13 protein-coding genes are annotated in these 13,742 nt (G+C 69.6%); 5 read left to right on the top strand and 8 right to left on the bottom strand.

Features of this window, described 5'->3' with window-relative positions; translation table 11 throughout:
* Positions 1-172 precede the first annotated feature (172 nt).
* The 3 genes from E1294_RS53050 to E1294_RS29505 all read left to right on the top strand — a co-directional run bounded on the left by E1294_RS53050 (position 173) and on the right by E1294_RS29505 (position 3,840).
* Positions 173-1,873, top strand: coding sequence for a ThiF family adenylyltransferase (locus tag E1294_RS53050; RefSeq protein ID WP_165977538.1), 1,701 nt, complete (start codon positions 173-175; stop codon positions 1,871-1,873).
* Positions 1,870-3,279, top strand: coding sequence for an ABC1 kinase family protein (locus tag E1294_RS29510; protein ID WP_425465230.1), 1,410 nt, complete (start codon positions 1,870-1,872; stop codon positions 3,277-3,279). The genes E1294_RS53050 and E1294_RS29510 overlap by 4 nt, the downstream gene beginning before the upstream one ends.
* A gap of 351 nt (positions 3,280-3,630) precedes the next feature.
* The gene (locus E1294_RS29505; protein ID WP_132513750.1) at positions 3,631-3,840 is read left to right on the top strand and encodes a hypothetical protein; all 210 of its coding nucleotides are present in this window, start codon (positions 3,631-3,633) and stop codon (positions 3,838-3,840) included.
* 605 nt (positions 3,841-4,445) lie between these two features.
* Here the strand turns inward: E1294_RS29505 and E1294_RS29500 are convergent.
* From E1294_RS29500 to E1294_RS29470, 7 genes are all read right to left on the bottom strand, one after another.
* Complete coding sequence (locus tag E1294_RS29500) at positions 4,446-4,715, bottom strand: WhiB family transcriptional regulator (RefSeq protein WP_132333100.1); 270 nt, start codon at positions 4,713-4,715, stop codon at positions 4,446-4,448.
* Between the two features lie 125 nt (positions 4,716-4,840).
* Positions 4,841-5,104, bottom strand: a complete 264-nt coding sequence (locus tag E1294_RS29495; RefSeq protein WP_132513748.1) for a hypothetical protein — start codon at positions 5,102-5,104, stop codon at positions 4,841-4,843.
* 145 nt (positions 5,105-5,249) lie between these two features.
* Positions 5,250-6,119 carry an acyl-CoA thioesterase gene (locus tag E1294_RS29490; RefSeq protein ID WP_132513746.1) on the bottom strand — a complete coding sequence of 290 codons (870 nt, stop codon included), beginning with the start codon at positions 6,117-6,119 and terminating at the stop codon, positions 5,250-5,252.
* Positions 6,120-6,671: 552 nt separating this feature from the next.
* On the bottom strand, positions 6,672-7,772 hold the full coding sequence (locus E1294_RS29485; RefSeq protein WP_132513744.1) for a winged helix DNA-binding domain-containing protein: 1,101 nt from the start codon (positions 7,770-7,772) through the stop codon (positions 6,672-6,674).
* Entirely contained in the window at positions 7,772-8,125 is a 354-nt protein-coding gene (locus E1294_RS29480) for an aldo/keto reductase (RefSeq protein WP_342775093.1), read from the bottom strand. Before E1294_RS29480 ends, E1294_RS29485 begins: the two co-directional genes overlap by 1 nt.
* A 325-nt stretch (positions 8,126-8,450) precedes the next feature.
* Positions 8,451-9,035, bottom strand: a complete 585-nt coding sequence (locus tag E1294_RS29475; protein WP_132513742.1) for a putative glycolipid-binding domain-containing protein — start codon at positions 9,033-9,035, stop codon at positions 8,451-8,453.
* Positions 9,036-9,195: 160 nt separating this feature from the next.
* Positions 9,196-11,235, bottom strand: coding sequence for an ATP-dependent DNA helicase UvrD2 (locus E1294_RS29470; protein WP_132513740.1), 2,040 nt, complete (start codon positions 11,233-11,235; stop codon positions 9,196-9,198).
* Positions 11,236-11,577: 342 nt separating this feature from the next.
* On the opposite strand from E1294_RS29470, the gene E1294_RS29465 reads away from it, so the two are divergent.
* Together E1294_RS29465 and E1294_RS29460 are read left to right on the top strand one after the other, a co-directional pair.
* Entirely contained in the window at positions 11,578-12,300 is a 723-nt protein-coding gene (locus E1294_RS29465; RefSeq protein WP_246083355.1) for an alpha/beta hydrolase, read from the top strand.
* A 79-nt stretch (positions 12,301-12,379) separates the two neighbouring features.
* On the top strand, positions 12,380-12,628 hold the full coding sequence (locus E1294_RS29460; RefSeq protein ID WP_132513738.1) for a mycoredoxin: 249 nt from the start codon (positions 12,380-12,382) through the stop codon (positions 12,626-12,628).
* On the opposite strand, the gene nudC is transcribed toward E1294_RS29460, so the two are convergent.
* Positions 12,629-13,609: an NAD(+) diphosphatase gene (gene nudC, locus E1294_RS29455; protein WP_246083354.1), complete on the bottom strand. Its 981-nt coding sequence runs from the start codon at positions 13,607-13,609 to the stop codon at positions 12,629-12,631. It lies immediately after the preceding gene.
* Positions 13,610-13,742 lie beyond the last annotated feature (133 nt).

The following is a 13,742-nucleotide window of genomic DNA, read 5'->3' as shown; positions in this document are numbered from 1 at the left end:
GTTTCGAGACGCGCCTGCCTGCTCTGAGGGGGGGCCTGCTCTGGGGGCGGGCCTGCTCTGAGAACGGGATGAAGCGGTGCGTTATCCACAGGCGCTCCGGCAGGTCCGTGGTTATCCACAGCCACGGAGGAATCCGCACGGGATCTTGCCGTCGCGTGCGAGCCTTCCCGCCATGAGGCCACGTGTGAAGCCCGCCCTCCGGCGCATCATCCGCGACGAGCACACCCTCCAATTCGGTGTGCACCCTCTCAGGGCCGTCATGCTGAGCGGTCTGACCCGCCCGGTCCGCGCATGGATCGAGAGTCTCGACGGCACCCGCGATCTGGAGCGGGTCCTGCGTGAGGCGGCCCGCGCAGGTCTTGAAGAAGACCGAGCCCGCTCCCTGCTCGACCAGCTCATCTTGCATGGAGCCCTCCACGACGCCTCCGCCGGCCCTGGCGCCCTTCGTGACCTTCCGCTGGCCGAGCGAGACCGTTTGCGGCCGGATCTCGACGCCCTCGATCTGGCCTCGACCTCGCCGGAAGGCGGGATCACCGTGTTCGAGCGGCGCAGAGACAAGCGGGTGCGGGTCTATGGAGCCGGGCGGGTGGGGGCGCAGGTCGTGGCGCTGCTCGCGGGCGCCGGAGTGGGTAATATCCGGGTGTTCGATCCGGGCGTCGTCCGGCCGGGCGACATCACACCCGGCGGTCTGACGTGGGCAGAGCTGGGCCTGACTCGCGAGGCAGGCGCGGTCGCGGTCGCCAGAAGGCTCACTTCCGGCGGCCGCACGCCACCCGTCCCCGTCGAGTCGCGCACGCCTGGCTACGCCACGCCCGACCCCGGCCGAACCACCGCTCCACCATCCGCAACGAGCACCGCCACCGCCCCACCTCCCGCAACGCGCACCGCCACCGCTCACCGCGGCTCGGCGGCCACGACTTCGTGTCAGGGGTCACGCGAAGCCGCCCGTCCTTCCGCGGCCTCCGTGCCCTCCACCCCGGCGGCGCGGTCACGGCCAGCCCTCCGGTCGTCCTCTCCCGCGCCAGAAACGACTCGGCCGTCCCGGCCGGTCCCCAATGCCGACCACCCGGGGTGCCATAGTTCCCACGGCGGCCAGCCGTCCCAGCCCGACCACAGCACCGAGTCCACCACCGGATCCGGCGCCGGGTCCACCACCGACCCCAGCATCGAGTCCGGCACCGGATCCACCACCGACCCCGGCACCGGGTCCGACCGCCTGTCCCGGTCTGCGGCCGGGGTCGATGCGTCCTCTTCCGGTTCGCCGACTGTTTCCCCGGTGTCGAAAGGCGGGCGCGGGGTTCGTCGATCGCCTGCTCGAGACGCCGGGCCTCGGCCGGGCAAGGCGGGTTCGCCTGGGGAAGGGGAGATCGCGCCGTCCGTCAACGCCTCGGCGGGAGGGCCGTATCTGGGAGACGCCACGGATCGGCCCGACCTGGTCGTCCTGGCGCCGGTCGGCCCGCTCGACGGGGTGCTGGTCAATGAGCTGACCGAGCTGCGCATCCCGCATCTCCTGGTGTCGGCCTTCGAGGGCCATGGCATCGTCGGCCCGCTGGTCCTGCCCGGAGAAAGCGCGTGCCTGCACTGTCTCGACCTGACCCGGCGCGACCACGACCCGGCTTGGCCTATCGTCACTGCGAGGCTGGGTGGTTATCCGCCCGGTGAGATTGCCTGCGACTCGACACTGGCTGCCCTGGTCGCAGCCGCGGCGACCGGCCACGCGCTTGCTCATCTCGATGGCCGGGAGTCCGCTGTGACCAACGGCACAGTGGACGTAACCCCTGATTGGCGTTGGAGAAGGCGGTCTTGGACCATTCACCCGCAATGTCGTTGTATGCGAAACAATCCTTATTCGCTAAGAATGGTCATGGCATGACAACCGCGACTGACGTGCTCAGGGACGACCACGAAGGGGGGAAGCGGATCTTTCGAGGTTCGCGCATCAGTGTGAGCGATCTTCCACGCCGTGCCGTCACGCGTTCCGCCAAACTGGCCGCCCTTCCGCTCGGTTTCGCGGGGCGCACCGCTCTGGGGCTGGGCAAACGCCTCGGCGGCAAGTCCGCCGAGATCGTGGCGCAGGAGGTGCAGCAGCGTACTGCCGAGCAGGTTTTCAAGGTCCTGGGCGAGCTCAAGGGCGGCGCGATGAAGCTCGGGCAGGCGCTGTCGATCTTCGAGGCGGCGCTTCCGCAGGAGATCGCCGGCCCCTACCGCGCCACGCTGACCAAACTTCAGGACGCCGCTCCCCCGCTTCCCACGTCCACGGTCCACACCGTGCTCACGGAACAACTGGGTGACGACTGGCGGCAGCACTTCCTGTCCTTCGACGACCGGCCGACGGCCGCCGCCTCCATCGGCCAGGTGCACAGGGCCGTGTGGCACGACGGCCGCGACGTGGCCGTCAAGATCCAGTATCCAGGGGCGGGCAAGGCGCTGCTCGGCGACTTCGCGCAACTGGCGCGCCTGGGCAAGGTGTTCGGCACGCTGCTGCCCGGCCTCGACATGAAGGCCGTGCTGAGCGAATTGCGGGAGCGGATCGCCGAGGAGCTCGACTATCTCAGGGAGGCCGAGGCTCAGCACGCGTTCGCGTTGGAGTTCGACGGCGACCCCGACTTCCACGTCCCCGACGTCGTCGCGGCCAACGAGATGGTGCTGGTCAGCGAGTGGATGGACGGCACACCACTGTCCCGGATCATCGCCGAGGGCACCAAGGAACAGCGCGACCGGGCAGGCCTGCTTTTCGTGCGCTTCCTCTTCTGCTCCCCCGCGCGCGTCGGCATGCTGCACGCCGATCCCCATCCCGGCAACTTCCGCATGCTCGGCAACGGCAAGCTCGGTGTTCTCGACTTCGGCGCGGTCAACCGCCTGCCCGACGGCTACCCCAAGTCGTTCGGCCAGCTGACCCGCATCTTCAATCAGGGCGACATGGAAACCGTCATGCGGGGCCTGCGCAAGGAGGGCTTCATCCGCGAGGACATCCAGATCGACCCCGACGCGTTGCGGGCCTTCCTCGCCCCCTATGTCGAGCCGACCGCAGTGGAGGAGTTCACCTTCAGCCGGGAGTGGCTGCAGGCACAGGTCGCCAGCGTCACGGACCTCCGCCCCACCAACGTGGTTCGCCAGCTCAACCTGCCGACGTCGTACGTGCTCATCCACCGCGTCCATGCGGCGGGCGTGGGTGTTCTGTGCCAGTTGGGCGCCACAGCGCGCTTCCGCGACGAGGTGATCCGCTGGGTTCCCGGTTTCGCCGACGACCCCGATGACGAGGCCCTGGCCACCGGTTGACCGCCGACGCTTCCAGCCGGGCCGGGAGACGCCGCTTTCCTGCCGCGAAGGGACCCTGCGCCAGGTCAAGCAGGACCGATGTGCCTGACCCGGGTTGAACGGGTTTGCCGACTGGGCACATGGCCGGGACCGGGCGGGTGGACAGGCCAACTCGGCACCTCACCTGGACCGGACGGGTGACAGGTCAAGGGCGAACGAAGTGGCGGCCGAGACCAGACGCAAGACAGGCCGGGGGTGAACGAGGTGACCGGCCTGGGCTGGAAAATGAGAAGTCGGCGTTCTCTCTACCGCATCTTGACTACGGTGTGTAATCATTTGAAAGCCAAGTGTCATGCTCTTGGAAGGACCCCCATGTACGGATCCGCGCGTCTGCTAGCGGTCACCGGCCTTGTGGCGGCGGGCCTGCTCTCCGCCGCCTCCGCGGCGAACGCTGTCGTCGACCCGGCGGCCATCGCCGACTGCCTCACCTCCAGCATCGGCGAGCTCACCACGGTGATCGACCCGTCGGCGCCGGGTGTGCCCGCCGAGATCCCCGCCGTGCACTGCCTGACCGGCCCCTGACCGGTCCCGTGCCTTGAGGAGAGGCACGGGAGAGATCGTGACGAGTGATCCCGCGGCCCCGTTGGATCACTCGGCGCGCGCGAGGCACGCGGCGCCCTGCACCCCTGCCCCCGGCGTCCGACACCGTGCCCCGCGATCCGGCAGAGCTGCCCAGCGGTGCCGTCCCGCGAGGTCCGACCGTCCGCACGGATCACCGGGAGGCCCTGCTGGGCAGCTCGTCGTCGGCGGCGAGATCTCTCACCGGGCAAGGCGAGACCCCTTCCGTGGGCGACGTGCTTGTCTGAAGGCAGAAGGAAGAGCCGGGCGCTGGACGCGCCCGGCTCTCATTGACTGGTTCCCATGGGGAGATCCTGCGCCGGCGGCAGGATCTCCGCGATCAGAACGGGTGGCTCATGGCCTTGCGGAGGCGGTCGTTCGCCCGCCTGACCCCACGCCGTGCCCGCTCCACGCGACGGACGCGCGCGATGAGGCGTTGTTCCTCCGCCTCACGATGCAACGTTTGTATTCGGTCATTTACCAGGTCATGGATGAGATCCGGCACTGCGAGGCTCCTCGTCGACTGAGTGATCATGGGTTTCCGCTTTCTTGCTCGTAGGTGCGGTGTTTCAGGCAGCGACCGGGTGCTTGCGGGGACGCCCGCGCGGACGCTTGCGAGGAATGATGGTTCCCCTGAGGATGAGCTCGCCGCCCCAGACGCCCCAAGGCTCCTCGCGCTCGAGCGCACGAGCCAGGCAGGCCTTCTGAATCGGGCAGCCGCCGCAGAGAGCCTTAGCGAACTCCACGTCCTCCGGCGACTCGGCGAACCACAGGTCAGGGTCGGTACGACAGGGGATCTCGGCTTCGTCGATCAGGTCCATGATCGTCTTCGCCCCCATCTGCTTTCTCCTTTGATCGATCTCTTGATCTTGTTCGGGCACCTCGTGGGTGGTCGGGGATCACGGACAAACAAGAAGGCCGCGGATCCTGTCTGCGGATCCGCGGCCTGGTGGGGTCTTCCCGGTCAGGTTATGACCGGGATATCCCGCCAGGGATGCGGACCGCGCAGTCCACCCTTGGTGAGCTGGTTGGCCGGCAGTTCGATACGAGCGGTGTAGACAGGAGCTGCCTGTGCGGCGGCAGCGCCGAAGTGGGCGTGCGCATAGGCGGCGGCCTGACTACGGACAGACTTCTCCTGCCGAGACTTCGTGGGACCATCGACGAGTCTCACCGAGTCACGGCACGCGGAGGCGAGCCACATCGTGGCTGGCATCTTGATGCTGATCACAGTGACTCTCCTCCCTCTGAGATCGTCGGAACAGGACTGTCCGACTCGCTTGACCAAGACCCTAAACCGGGAACCCAGGAACCGGCAACATATTTTCTACCTGCGATTTCGTTACATTCCACAGGCTCTGCGAGGCGGTTCGGGCCTACTTCGTCTGGCGGATCATCGCCTCCTGGACGACCGAGACCACGAGCTCGCCGGACGCGTTGAACATCTCGCCCCGCGCGAGGCCCCGCGCCCTCCCCGACCATGGGGACTCCTGCGCGTAGAGCAGCCAGTCGTCGGCCCGGAACGGTCCGTGGAACCACATGGCGTGATCCAGCGAGGCGCCCACGATGTCCGAGGCTCCCCAAGCCATGCCGTGCGCCAGCAGTATCGTGTCGACCAGCGTGAAATCGGAGGCGTACGCGGCCAGCACGACGTGCAGCAGCGGGTCGTCGGGCAGCTCGGCGTCATAGCGGAACCACACGTTCGTCTCGGCGCTGCGCAGCTCCGGGTTCTGGTACGCCTCCCAGGTGAGCGGCGAGGCGTAACGCGCGTCGACCGGACGCGGGCGCGACAACCAGTCGCGCAGATCAGGATGATCGGCGACCAGCTCGTACATCCTGTTCTTGAACGTGGGCAGCGACTCGGGGTCCGGCACCACCGGCATCACGGACGCCTGGTGCGCCACGCCCTCCTCGGCGACGTGGAACGACGCCGACATCGTGAAGATCGCCTTGCCGTGCTGGATCGCCACGATGCGTCGGGTGGTGAACGAACGGCCGTCGCGGAGGCGGTCGACGTTGTAGACGATCGGGACGGACGGGTCGCCCGGGCGGATGAAGTAGGCGTGGAGGGAGTGCACGTTGCGGTCTTTGGGCACCGTACGACCGGCCGCCACCAGAGCCTGGGCCGCGACCTGACCGCCGAAGACGCGCTGAATGCGCTCCTCCGGGCTTCTCCCCCGGAAGATGTCCAGCTCGATCTGCTCAAGGTCGAGCAGGTCCAGCAACTCCTTCAGCGCCTCGTTCACGTGTCGGTCCCCTTCGTTTCTCCGGTCTTGGGACAAGTGTGACGTGCCGCTTGGTTCCGGCCACAAGGGGGCCTGGCTTGTCCGATGATTGCGTGCCACGGTTTCGCCGGGGTTACGGGTCAGCCGACATTTCGGACGCTTCGCCGGTGAGTCCCGGGCCGTGGCCGCCATCGGCGTCGGGGGCCTCTCGTCGTGTTCGCGCACCCTGCGAAGGGGCGGGTGCCGCCTCTTCTTCGGGTCGTGGTCGTGTCCGGCCGGCGATTCCCGCTACGGCGCGTTCGAGCAGGTCAGTGCTTCCCGAGGGGAGCGTGTTCCCGGCAGACGGCCGCGACACCCCGGGACGAGGCACGCATCGAGGAAGCCGTCAGCCGGCCCGGACCCGCGCCCTGGCCGGCGGCATCTGGCACTCCCGCGACGACGTATCCGCCCGAGCCTCGGATGACGTGGACGAACGCGTGGCTTGCCGGCGCCGGCCAATGTGGCGCGCGCGATGGCCGGGCCCGAGCGCCGGCGCCCCCAGTCGCTTCCTCGATGGCGGCGAAGATCTCGCCCTCATCGGGCAGAGGCGGCGATCTGTACACGGTGGTTGTCGCCGTCGGACAGGAACGCCGCCAGCGCCTGCCCCTCCTCGGCAACGGCGTCACGGTCGGCCCATGAAAAGGGGCGCAGCGGGGTGACGTGCACGGTGTCGTCCTTGACGGTCCAGGTTGCGGCGACCCGGCCGTCGACCAGGACCACGCGCTCGCCGGCCACGGAGAGGCCGCGGTGGGCGTCGTCGACGATACGGGTGCGGTCGTGGTAGCCGAGGAGCGCGTTGTCGAAGGCCGGCAGGAACCGGACCGGCGCTGGTGTGCCGGGATCGGGGCGCGGTGCGTCGGGAAGGTCCAGGAGTTCCCGGCCTCTCTCGTCGCGGAAGCCGATCAGCTCGCCGCGGATCGCGGAGACCGCGGCGGGTAGTCCGGCCAGGCCGGACCATGCGCGTAAGTCGGCGGTGGCGGCGGGGCCGAACGCGGCGAGGTAGCGGCGTACCAGCGCTTGGCCCGCGGGGTCGGAGCCGTCGGTGGCGGGCGGGTCGATGTCGCGGCCCAGCCAGGAGGAGAGGGGGACGTTGCGTACTCCGGCCTTCGCCCGCCATAGCCCGCGTGGCGGGAGCTGCACCATCGGGATGAGTGCGGCGACCAGCATCTCTCCCAGCGGTCGCGGACCTTGCTCCGGCCAGCGGTCGGCGACCGCCCGCGCGAGCTCGGACATCGAGCGCGGCCGGCCGTCGGCCATCACCTCGAGGCCGGCCGCGGCAAGCTCGTCGAGATCGACCCCGGCGAGTTCCTTCCGGTAGGTTCCGAGCACCCGCTGGCGCAGCATGGCGTTGTGGCGGGCCCGCCAGGCCAGGACGTCCTCGGCGGTCATGAGGTGCACGGTACGGCGCATGAGATGGGTACGCACCACGCTGCGCCGCAGCAGCAGGTCCGAGAGCACCGCCGGGTCGAACGCGCGCAGCCGCGACCAGAGTCCGACGAACGGTTCTTGCGGCTCCTGGGCCTGCAGGCCGCACAGGTGCTCGACCGCCTCCAGGGCCGGCAGGTCGGCGCGGTCGAGCAGCAACTGCCGGGCCAGCGTCGCGCGGTTGAGCGCCCGGGTGTCGAGAACGGTCATCAGATCATCATGACCTTGGTCGCCAGCACGACGGCGTCGCGTCGGCCCTGCAGCGCCCGGCCCACGATCTCCTCGGACTCGCCGCGGGGTCCGTAGACGTCGGCGGTGTCGATGACGTCGATCCCGGCGTCCGGGGCCCGGTGGATGATCCTTGTGCAGTCGTTGTGGTCGGGGTTGCCGGCCTGGCCGAACACCATGGTGCCCAGGCAGTACGGGCTGACCTGGATTCCGGTCCGGCCCAGCGTGCGCATCTTCAACTCCAGCTCCTTTCGAGGCTGCTTTACGGGCTTCCACCCGGAGGCGTGGGTCTCGCCCTGGTCGTACGGCAGGCGCGCGAGCACGTCGCAGGCCATCACGTGGAGGGCTTGACGGACATGATCTGCTCCCCGTCACCCGGTTCCCGGGGCGACCACCGTCGCAGGAGTGGCGGACAGGTTGTGGCCGCTTCTGGGCGGCTACCGGGATCCGGCCCGAGACACCGGCCACGGCACGTTCAGCCGGACGTGACCGGCACCCATGCCTGGCCCACCGCTCGCGGCGGGCGCTGTCGGCGCACGACGACCGCCTTGACGGGATGGTCAAGGCGAAGCAGGCGGCAGGGCGAGGGCTTCGACCGGGACTGCCGGGCGGGAGCGGACCGGCGCCCGCGCGGCGTGGTGCGGGACCACCTCGCCGAGCTCACAGGGCCCGGACTGCCAGACCGGGATAGTCGAGGACGAGCCCTGACCCGTCGTAGACCAGGCGGCAGGCGAAGCCGAAGACCGGCGCTTCGTAGTCGTAGTGCTGTCCCGGGCCGTCGCCGGCGACCCGGAGGTAGCGCTGGTCGAGGCGCTCGACGGTGAGATCGGCGGCGCGGACGTACGCGGCCGGAGCGTCGGCCGCATCGCCCGCGGCCAGGCGCATCCGGTGTACGGGGAACGCGTTGGTCACCGCCGACGACTCCAGATCCACGTCCAGGCAGCCGTCCACGCGAGAGGCCGGCACGCCGTCGATCCGCCAGCCGCCCTCACCGTCGCCCTCCAGGAGGGTGTGCCGGGACCCGGCCACCGACCGGCTCCTGATCTCCGCACGCCGGGTGACCCAGTCGCGGTCCACCTCGATCGCGTAGTCGACCACCCAGGTCATCCCGTCCTCGACGGCCGTCGTGCAGCCCTCGATGCGATGCCCGCCTCTGCCCGTCGGACGGAAATAGACCACCTCGAAGCCGGTGCGCGCGCCGAGGTGTCGCCAGGCGGCAGTCTCCGGTGGCGGTGTGAAGGTCATGGACATGATGGTGGCAGAGCCTGGTGACCGCCGCGGAGTCTGGCGCGGTCTCATCATCCATGCCGTCGGCGAGGGATCCTTGCGGGGTCGCACGGACCGGGCGTCACGACCGGCTCCCCTGCGCACGGCGGGTGATCAGGTGGGCTGCAGGGCGGGGTGGTCAGGGATGGCGGCAGAGGGCGAGGACGGCTTCGCCGTAGCGGTCGAACTTGACCTTGCCGATGCCCGCGATCGAGAGCAGTTCCTGTTCCGTCTCCGGCGCACGTTCCGCGATCGCCTGGAGGGTCACGTCCGTGAAGACGACGTACGGCGGGATCTTGGCTTCCTTGGCCGTGGCCGTGCGCCAGGCCTTCAGGCGTTCGAGAAGGGCCTCGTCGTAGTCGGCGGGACAGGTCGAGCAGCGGCCGAGTTTCTGCTCGGCGGCCGCCACCAGGGTCTTCGCGCAGACGCGGCAGCTGACCGGCGCGGCCACCTGGCGGCGTTCGCGGGACGGCGGCGCGACGCGGACCGGAGCGGAGGCGCGGCCGGTGAGGCCGTCGAGGAAACGGGAAGGGCGGCGGCTCTTGCGGCCGCCCGGCGCGCGGGCGAGGGCCCAGGACAGGGAGAGGTGTTCGCGGGCTCGGGTGATGCCGACGTAGAGGAGGCGGCGTTCCTCCTCGATCTGGTCGGGGGTTTCGGCGTAGATGATGGGCAGCATGCCGTCGGTCAGGCCGACCATGAACACGGCGTCCCACTCCAGGCCCTTGGCGGCGTGGAGTGAGGCGAGGGTGACGCCCTCGACGGGCGGGGCGTGCTGCTCGGAGGCGCGGCGTTCGAGCTCGGCCACGAACGTGGGCAGGTCGGCGCCCTCGGCGGCCATGTCCTCGGCGAGGTCGGCCAGGGCTTTCAGCGACTCCCACTTCTCCCGGGCCTTGCCGCCTCCGGAGGGGGGCGTGGGGGTCAGGCCGATGCCGGCGAGGATGTGGTGGACCTCGGAGGCCAGGGGTTCGCCGGCCGCGGAGCGGGCGGCGCCGCGCAGGAGGACGACCGCCTGACGCACCTCGGGCCGTTCGAAGAAGCGCTCGGCGCCGCGCAGGACGTAGGGGATCTCGGCCTTGGAGAGGGCCTCCTCGTAGGCCTCGGACTGGGAGTTGACGCGGAAGAGCACGGCCATCTCGCGCGAGGGCACACCCTTGTCGAGCAGCTTCCTGATGGCTCTGGCCACGCCCGCGGCCTCGGCGGGCTCGTCGTCGTAGTCGGCGAACGCCGGCCTGGGGCCGTCGGGGCGCTGGGCGACGAGTTCGAGGCGGTGGGGGGACTTGCCCTTGGCGATGACGAGGTTGGCCAGGTCGACCACCTGGGGGGTGGAGCGGTAGTCGCGCACCAGCTTGATGACGGCGGCCTCGGGGTGCTCCACCGCGAACCCGGTGAGGTAGCGGGGGCTGGCGCCGGTGAAGGAGTAGATGGTCTGGTTGGGGTCACCGACCACGCAGACGTCGTCGCGCCCGCCGAGCCAGGTGTCGAGCAGGAGCTTCTGCAGCGGGTTGACGTCCTGGTATTCGTCGACGACGAAGTAGCGGTATTGCTGGCGGATCTGGGCCGCCACCTCCTGGTGCTCGGTCATCACGGCCGCCGTCAGCTCGAGAATGGTCTCGAAGTCGACCAGGTGGCGCTGGCGCCTGATCTGCTCGTACGTGTCGTAGAGGCGGGCCACCTCCTCGGCCGGCACGGGAGGGGTGCGGTGGTGTTTGACCGCGGCCGCGACGTAGTCTTCCGGGCCGATCTGGGTGACCTTGGCCCATTCGACCTCGGCGGCGATGTCCCGCAGCTCGGACCGGTCGGGATTTCTGCGGACCTTTCGGCATGCCTCCACCAGCACCGGCAGCTTCGACTCGATCACCGAAGGCGCCTCGCCGCCGATGACCCGCGGCCAGAAGTAGGTGAGCTGGCGCAGCGCCGCCGCGTGAAAGGTGCGCGCCTGCACCCCGGGAGCGCCCAGCGTGCGCAGGCGCTGGCGCAGCTCGCCCGCCGCGCGCGTGGTGAACGTCACAGCCAGGACGCTCCGCGCCTCGACGACGCCGCTGCGGACCGCGTAGGCGATGCGGTGGGTGATCGCCCTGGTCTTGCCCGTGCCCGCGCCCGCCAGCACGCACACCGGCCCGCGCACGGCCTCGGCGACCGCCCGCTGCTCGGGATCAAGACCGATCAGAACGTCATCCACGTTGTTCACCGTTGTTCACCCGTACATATTCCCAGGAGTGGCGGCCATGTGCTTTATTCTGGCAACATGCCTGCCGGCGTATGTTCGTAGTCAACAGGATGCAAAGTACTGGTCTCTTCCCCCGCAATGGGGCCGACCGTCTGCATGGGGGAAAGGAAGGCCGTGCGAACTGCGGTTTCCGTGGGCGTTCTGACGCTTGCTGCCGTTGTGGCCACACCGGTCGCCGCGAATGCGACCAAAGAGCCCACACCCGGTCCCACCGTGAGTAACCCCCTGAGTGCCGATGGTCTTGGGGGCCTCGCGTTAGAAACCGTCGCGTACGGCCGCCACAAGCGTCAGAGCATGGACGTGTGGTGGACACCCGACGGCATGGAGCGCCCGGGTGTCTTCCTGATCCACGGTGGTTGGTGGTCCAGCGGCGACAAGAGATACATGAAGGAGATCACGCGGAGCTACGCCGAGCTCGGCTACACGGTCTTCAACCTCAACTATCGCCTGTCCGGCGATGCCGCCTGGCCGGCGCAGCGCACCGACGCGCTGGCCGCGATCGCGACGGCCCGCAAACACGCCGAGAGGTGGGCGTTCGACCCGAGCAACTACGTGGTGGTCGGCTTCTCCGCCGGCGGCCACATCGCGGCCGCCGTCGGCACCTACGGCGACGGCGTCGCCGGCCTCAAGGGCGTGGTGGGCCTGTCGCCGATCATCTCGCCGCTGCGCGCCTACGCCGACGGCGCGAAGGCCATCGAGCGGGACAAGCGCAAGCTGCGCACCGCCGCCATCCGCCTGGCGGGCGGCTGCCATCCCAAGGGCAAGTGCTCGCGCGTGTGGGCCAGCATGGAGGTGGCCTGGCACGCCAGCCGCAAGGACGCGCCAGTGCTGGCCGTGCACTCGAAAAACGAGTTCGTGCCGCCGGTGCAGAGCCAGCTGCTCAAGCAGATGCTGGGCCAGGTCGGAGTCCCCGTGACGGTCTACGCCGCGCCGGGCAGCAACCACAGCGCCCCCCTCTACCGCATGCCTGGCGTGGCCGAGCGCGTGCAGGCCTGGATCGCCGAGCGCATCGGCTAGACAACGCCGGGGATTAAGCGGCGGGGTCGCGTTGTTGCACCGAGCGCCTGTCTTCCTGACCTTGGAGGGATTCCCCAACATGGCGCTCACGATCTACAGCACCACGTGGTGCGGCCCCTGCAAGCGGCTCAAGTCTCAGCTGGCCCGCGAGGGCATCAGTTACGACGAGATCGACATCGAGCGTGACCCCGCCGCCGCCGAGTTCGTGATGAGCGTCAACAACGGGAACCAGGTGGTGCCGACCGTGGTGATCGACACCCCGGACGGCCGCGTCGTGCGCACCAACCCGTCGGCCATCGAGGTCAAGGCCCTGCTCGAGCCCGTCTGATCACCAGTCGCCGGTCAGCTCGCCGCCGTACCACGTCTCGATCAGGCGGCGGGCTATCGACACCGGCGGCGGCAGACGCAGCTCGCCCGAGTCGAGCGCCCGCGCCATCTCCTCACGAGAGAACCAGTGCGCCTCGGCGATCTCCTCGGCGTCGGGTGTCAGGGTGGTCGTCGTGGCCTCGGCGAAGAAGCCGAGCATGAGGCTGCGCGGGAACGGCCACGGCTGGCTGCCGAGATAGCGCGGGTTGACGACGGTGATGCCGACCTCCTCCGCCACCTCGCGCGCGACGGCGGCCTCCAGCGACTCGCCCGGCTCGACGAACCCCGCCAGGATCGACAGGCGGCCCTGCGGCCACTGCGGCCCGCGGGCGAGCAGGCAGCGGTCGTCGGGGTCGCGGACCAACATGATCACGGCCGGGTCGACGCGCGGGAAGTGCTGGCTGGAGTCTTGCGGGCAGACGCGGATGTGGCCGCCCGCCTGGATCCTGGTGCGGGCGCCGCAGCGCGGGCAGAATTCGTGGGTCGTGTGCCAGGCCTCCAGCGCCACGGCGTAGACCAGCAGGCCCGCGTCGCGGTCGCCGAGCAGGCCGCCCGCCTGGCGCAGCCCGGCCGGCGCCGGCACGCCCTCGGGCGCGTCGCGCAGGCTCATCGGGACCGTCACGCGGCCGTTGCCGTTGCCGTCGCCTGCGGAGACGCCGGGCAGCGGCGCGGCGACCGCGAAGTAGGCGGTTCCGCCCTCCACACCGAGGAGATAGCGCGGCCCCGGCGGCGCCTCCGCGGTGGTGAACAACACCGCCTGCACCTCATCTCCCTGCCTGCGCACCAGCGTGTGACCGTTGTCGATCACCAGCACCCTGGTCGCCGGATCCGACCACACCTGCTCCAGCCGGCGCTCATCGGCCCGCAGTGTCACGGACCTGTCGATGGTGCCGCGCGCCAGAAGCAGTGGTCCGATGAGTTGCTCTTCCGCGGTCGTCTCCACTGGCCGTCCCCTCCCGAATTCCATGTCATCCTATGACCTCGCAGTTGGCGGCCGATTAACGTATCCGGGCGACGCGATGATCTCTCTGAGCTACGATCGGTGAGTTAGGTAAGGCTTACCTGATTCTTCTGGG

It is taken from the genome of Nonomuraea diastatica (assembly GCF_004349015.1).
GTDB classification, from domain to species: Bacteria; Actinomycetota; Actinomycetes; order Streptosporangiales; family Streptosporangiaceae; genus Nonomuraea; species Nonomuraea diastatica.
The sequence above is the reverse complement of the archived record's forward strand: the minus strand, read 5'-3'. Positions and strand labels throughout refer to the sequence as shown.

What these genes read in the sequence shown, in the direction of transcription:
- E1294_RS29480 (WP_342775093.1), bottom strand. Translation starts at nt 8,125, where the DNA reads ATGGCCTGCGACGTGCTCGCGCGCCTGCCGTACGACCAGGGCGAGACC.
- E1294_RS29505 (WP_132513750.1), top strand. Translation starts at nt 3,631, where the DNA reads ATGTACGGATCCGCGCGTCTGCTAGCGGTCACCGGCCTTGTGGCGGCG.
- E1294_RS53050 (WP_165977538.1), top strand. Translation starts at nt 173, where the DNA reads ATGAGGCCACGTGTGAAGCCCGCCCTCCGGCGCATCATCCGCGACGAG.
- E1294_RS29460 (WP_132513738.1), top strand. Translation starts at nt 12,380, where the DNA reads ATGGCGCTCACGATCTACAGCACCACGTGGTGCGGCCCCTGCAAGCGG.
- E1294_RS29475 (WP_132513742.1), bottom strand. Translation starts at nt 9,035, where the DNA reads ATGACCTTCACACCGCCACCGGAGACTGCCGCCTGGCGACACCTCGGC.
- E1294_RS29500 (WP_132333100.1), bottom strand. Translation starts at nt 4,715, where the DNA reads ATGGGGGCGAAGACGATCATGGACCTGATCGACGAAGCCGAGATCCCC.
- E1294_RS29510 (WP_425465230.1), top strand. Translation starts at nt 1,870, where the DNA reads ATGACAACCGCGACTGACGTGCTCAGGGACGACCACGAAGGGGGGAAG.
- E1294_RS29465 (WP_246083355.1), top strand. Translation starts at nt 11,578, where the DNA reads ATGGACGTGTGGTGGACACCCGACGGCATGGAGCGCCCGGGTGTCTTC.
- E1294_RS29485 (WP_132513744.1), bottom strand. Translation starts at nt 7,772, where the DNA reads ATGACCGTTCTCGACACCCGGGCGCTCAACCGCGCGACGCTGGCCCGG.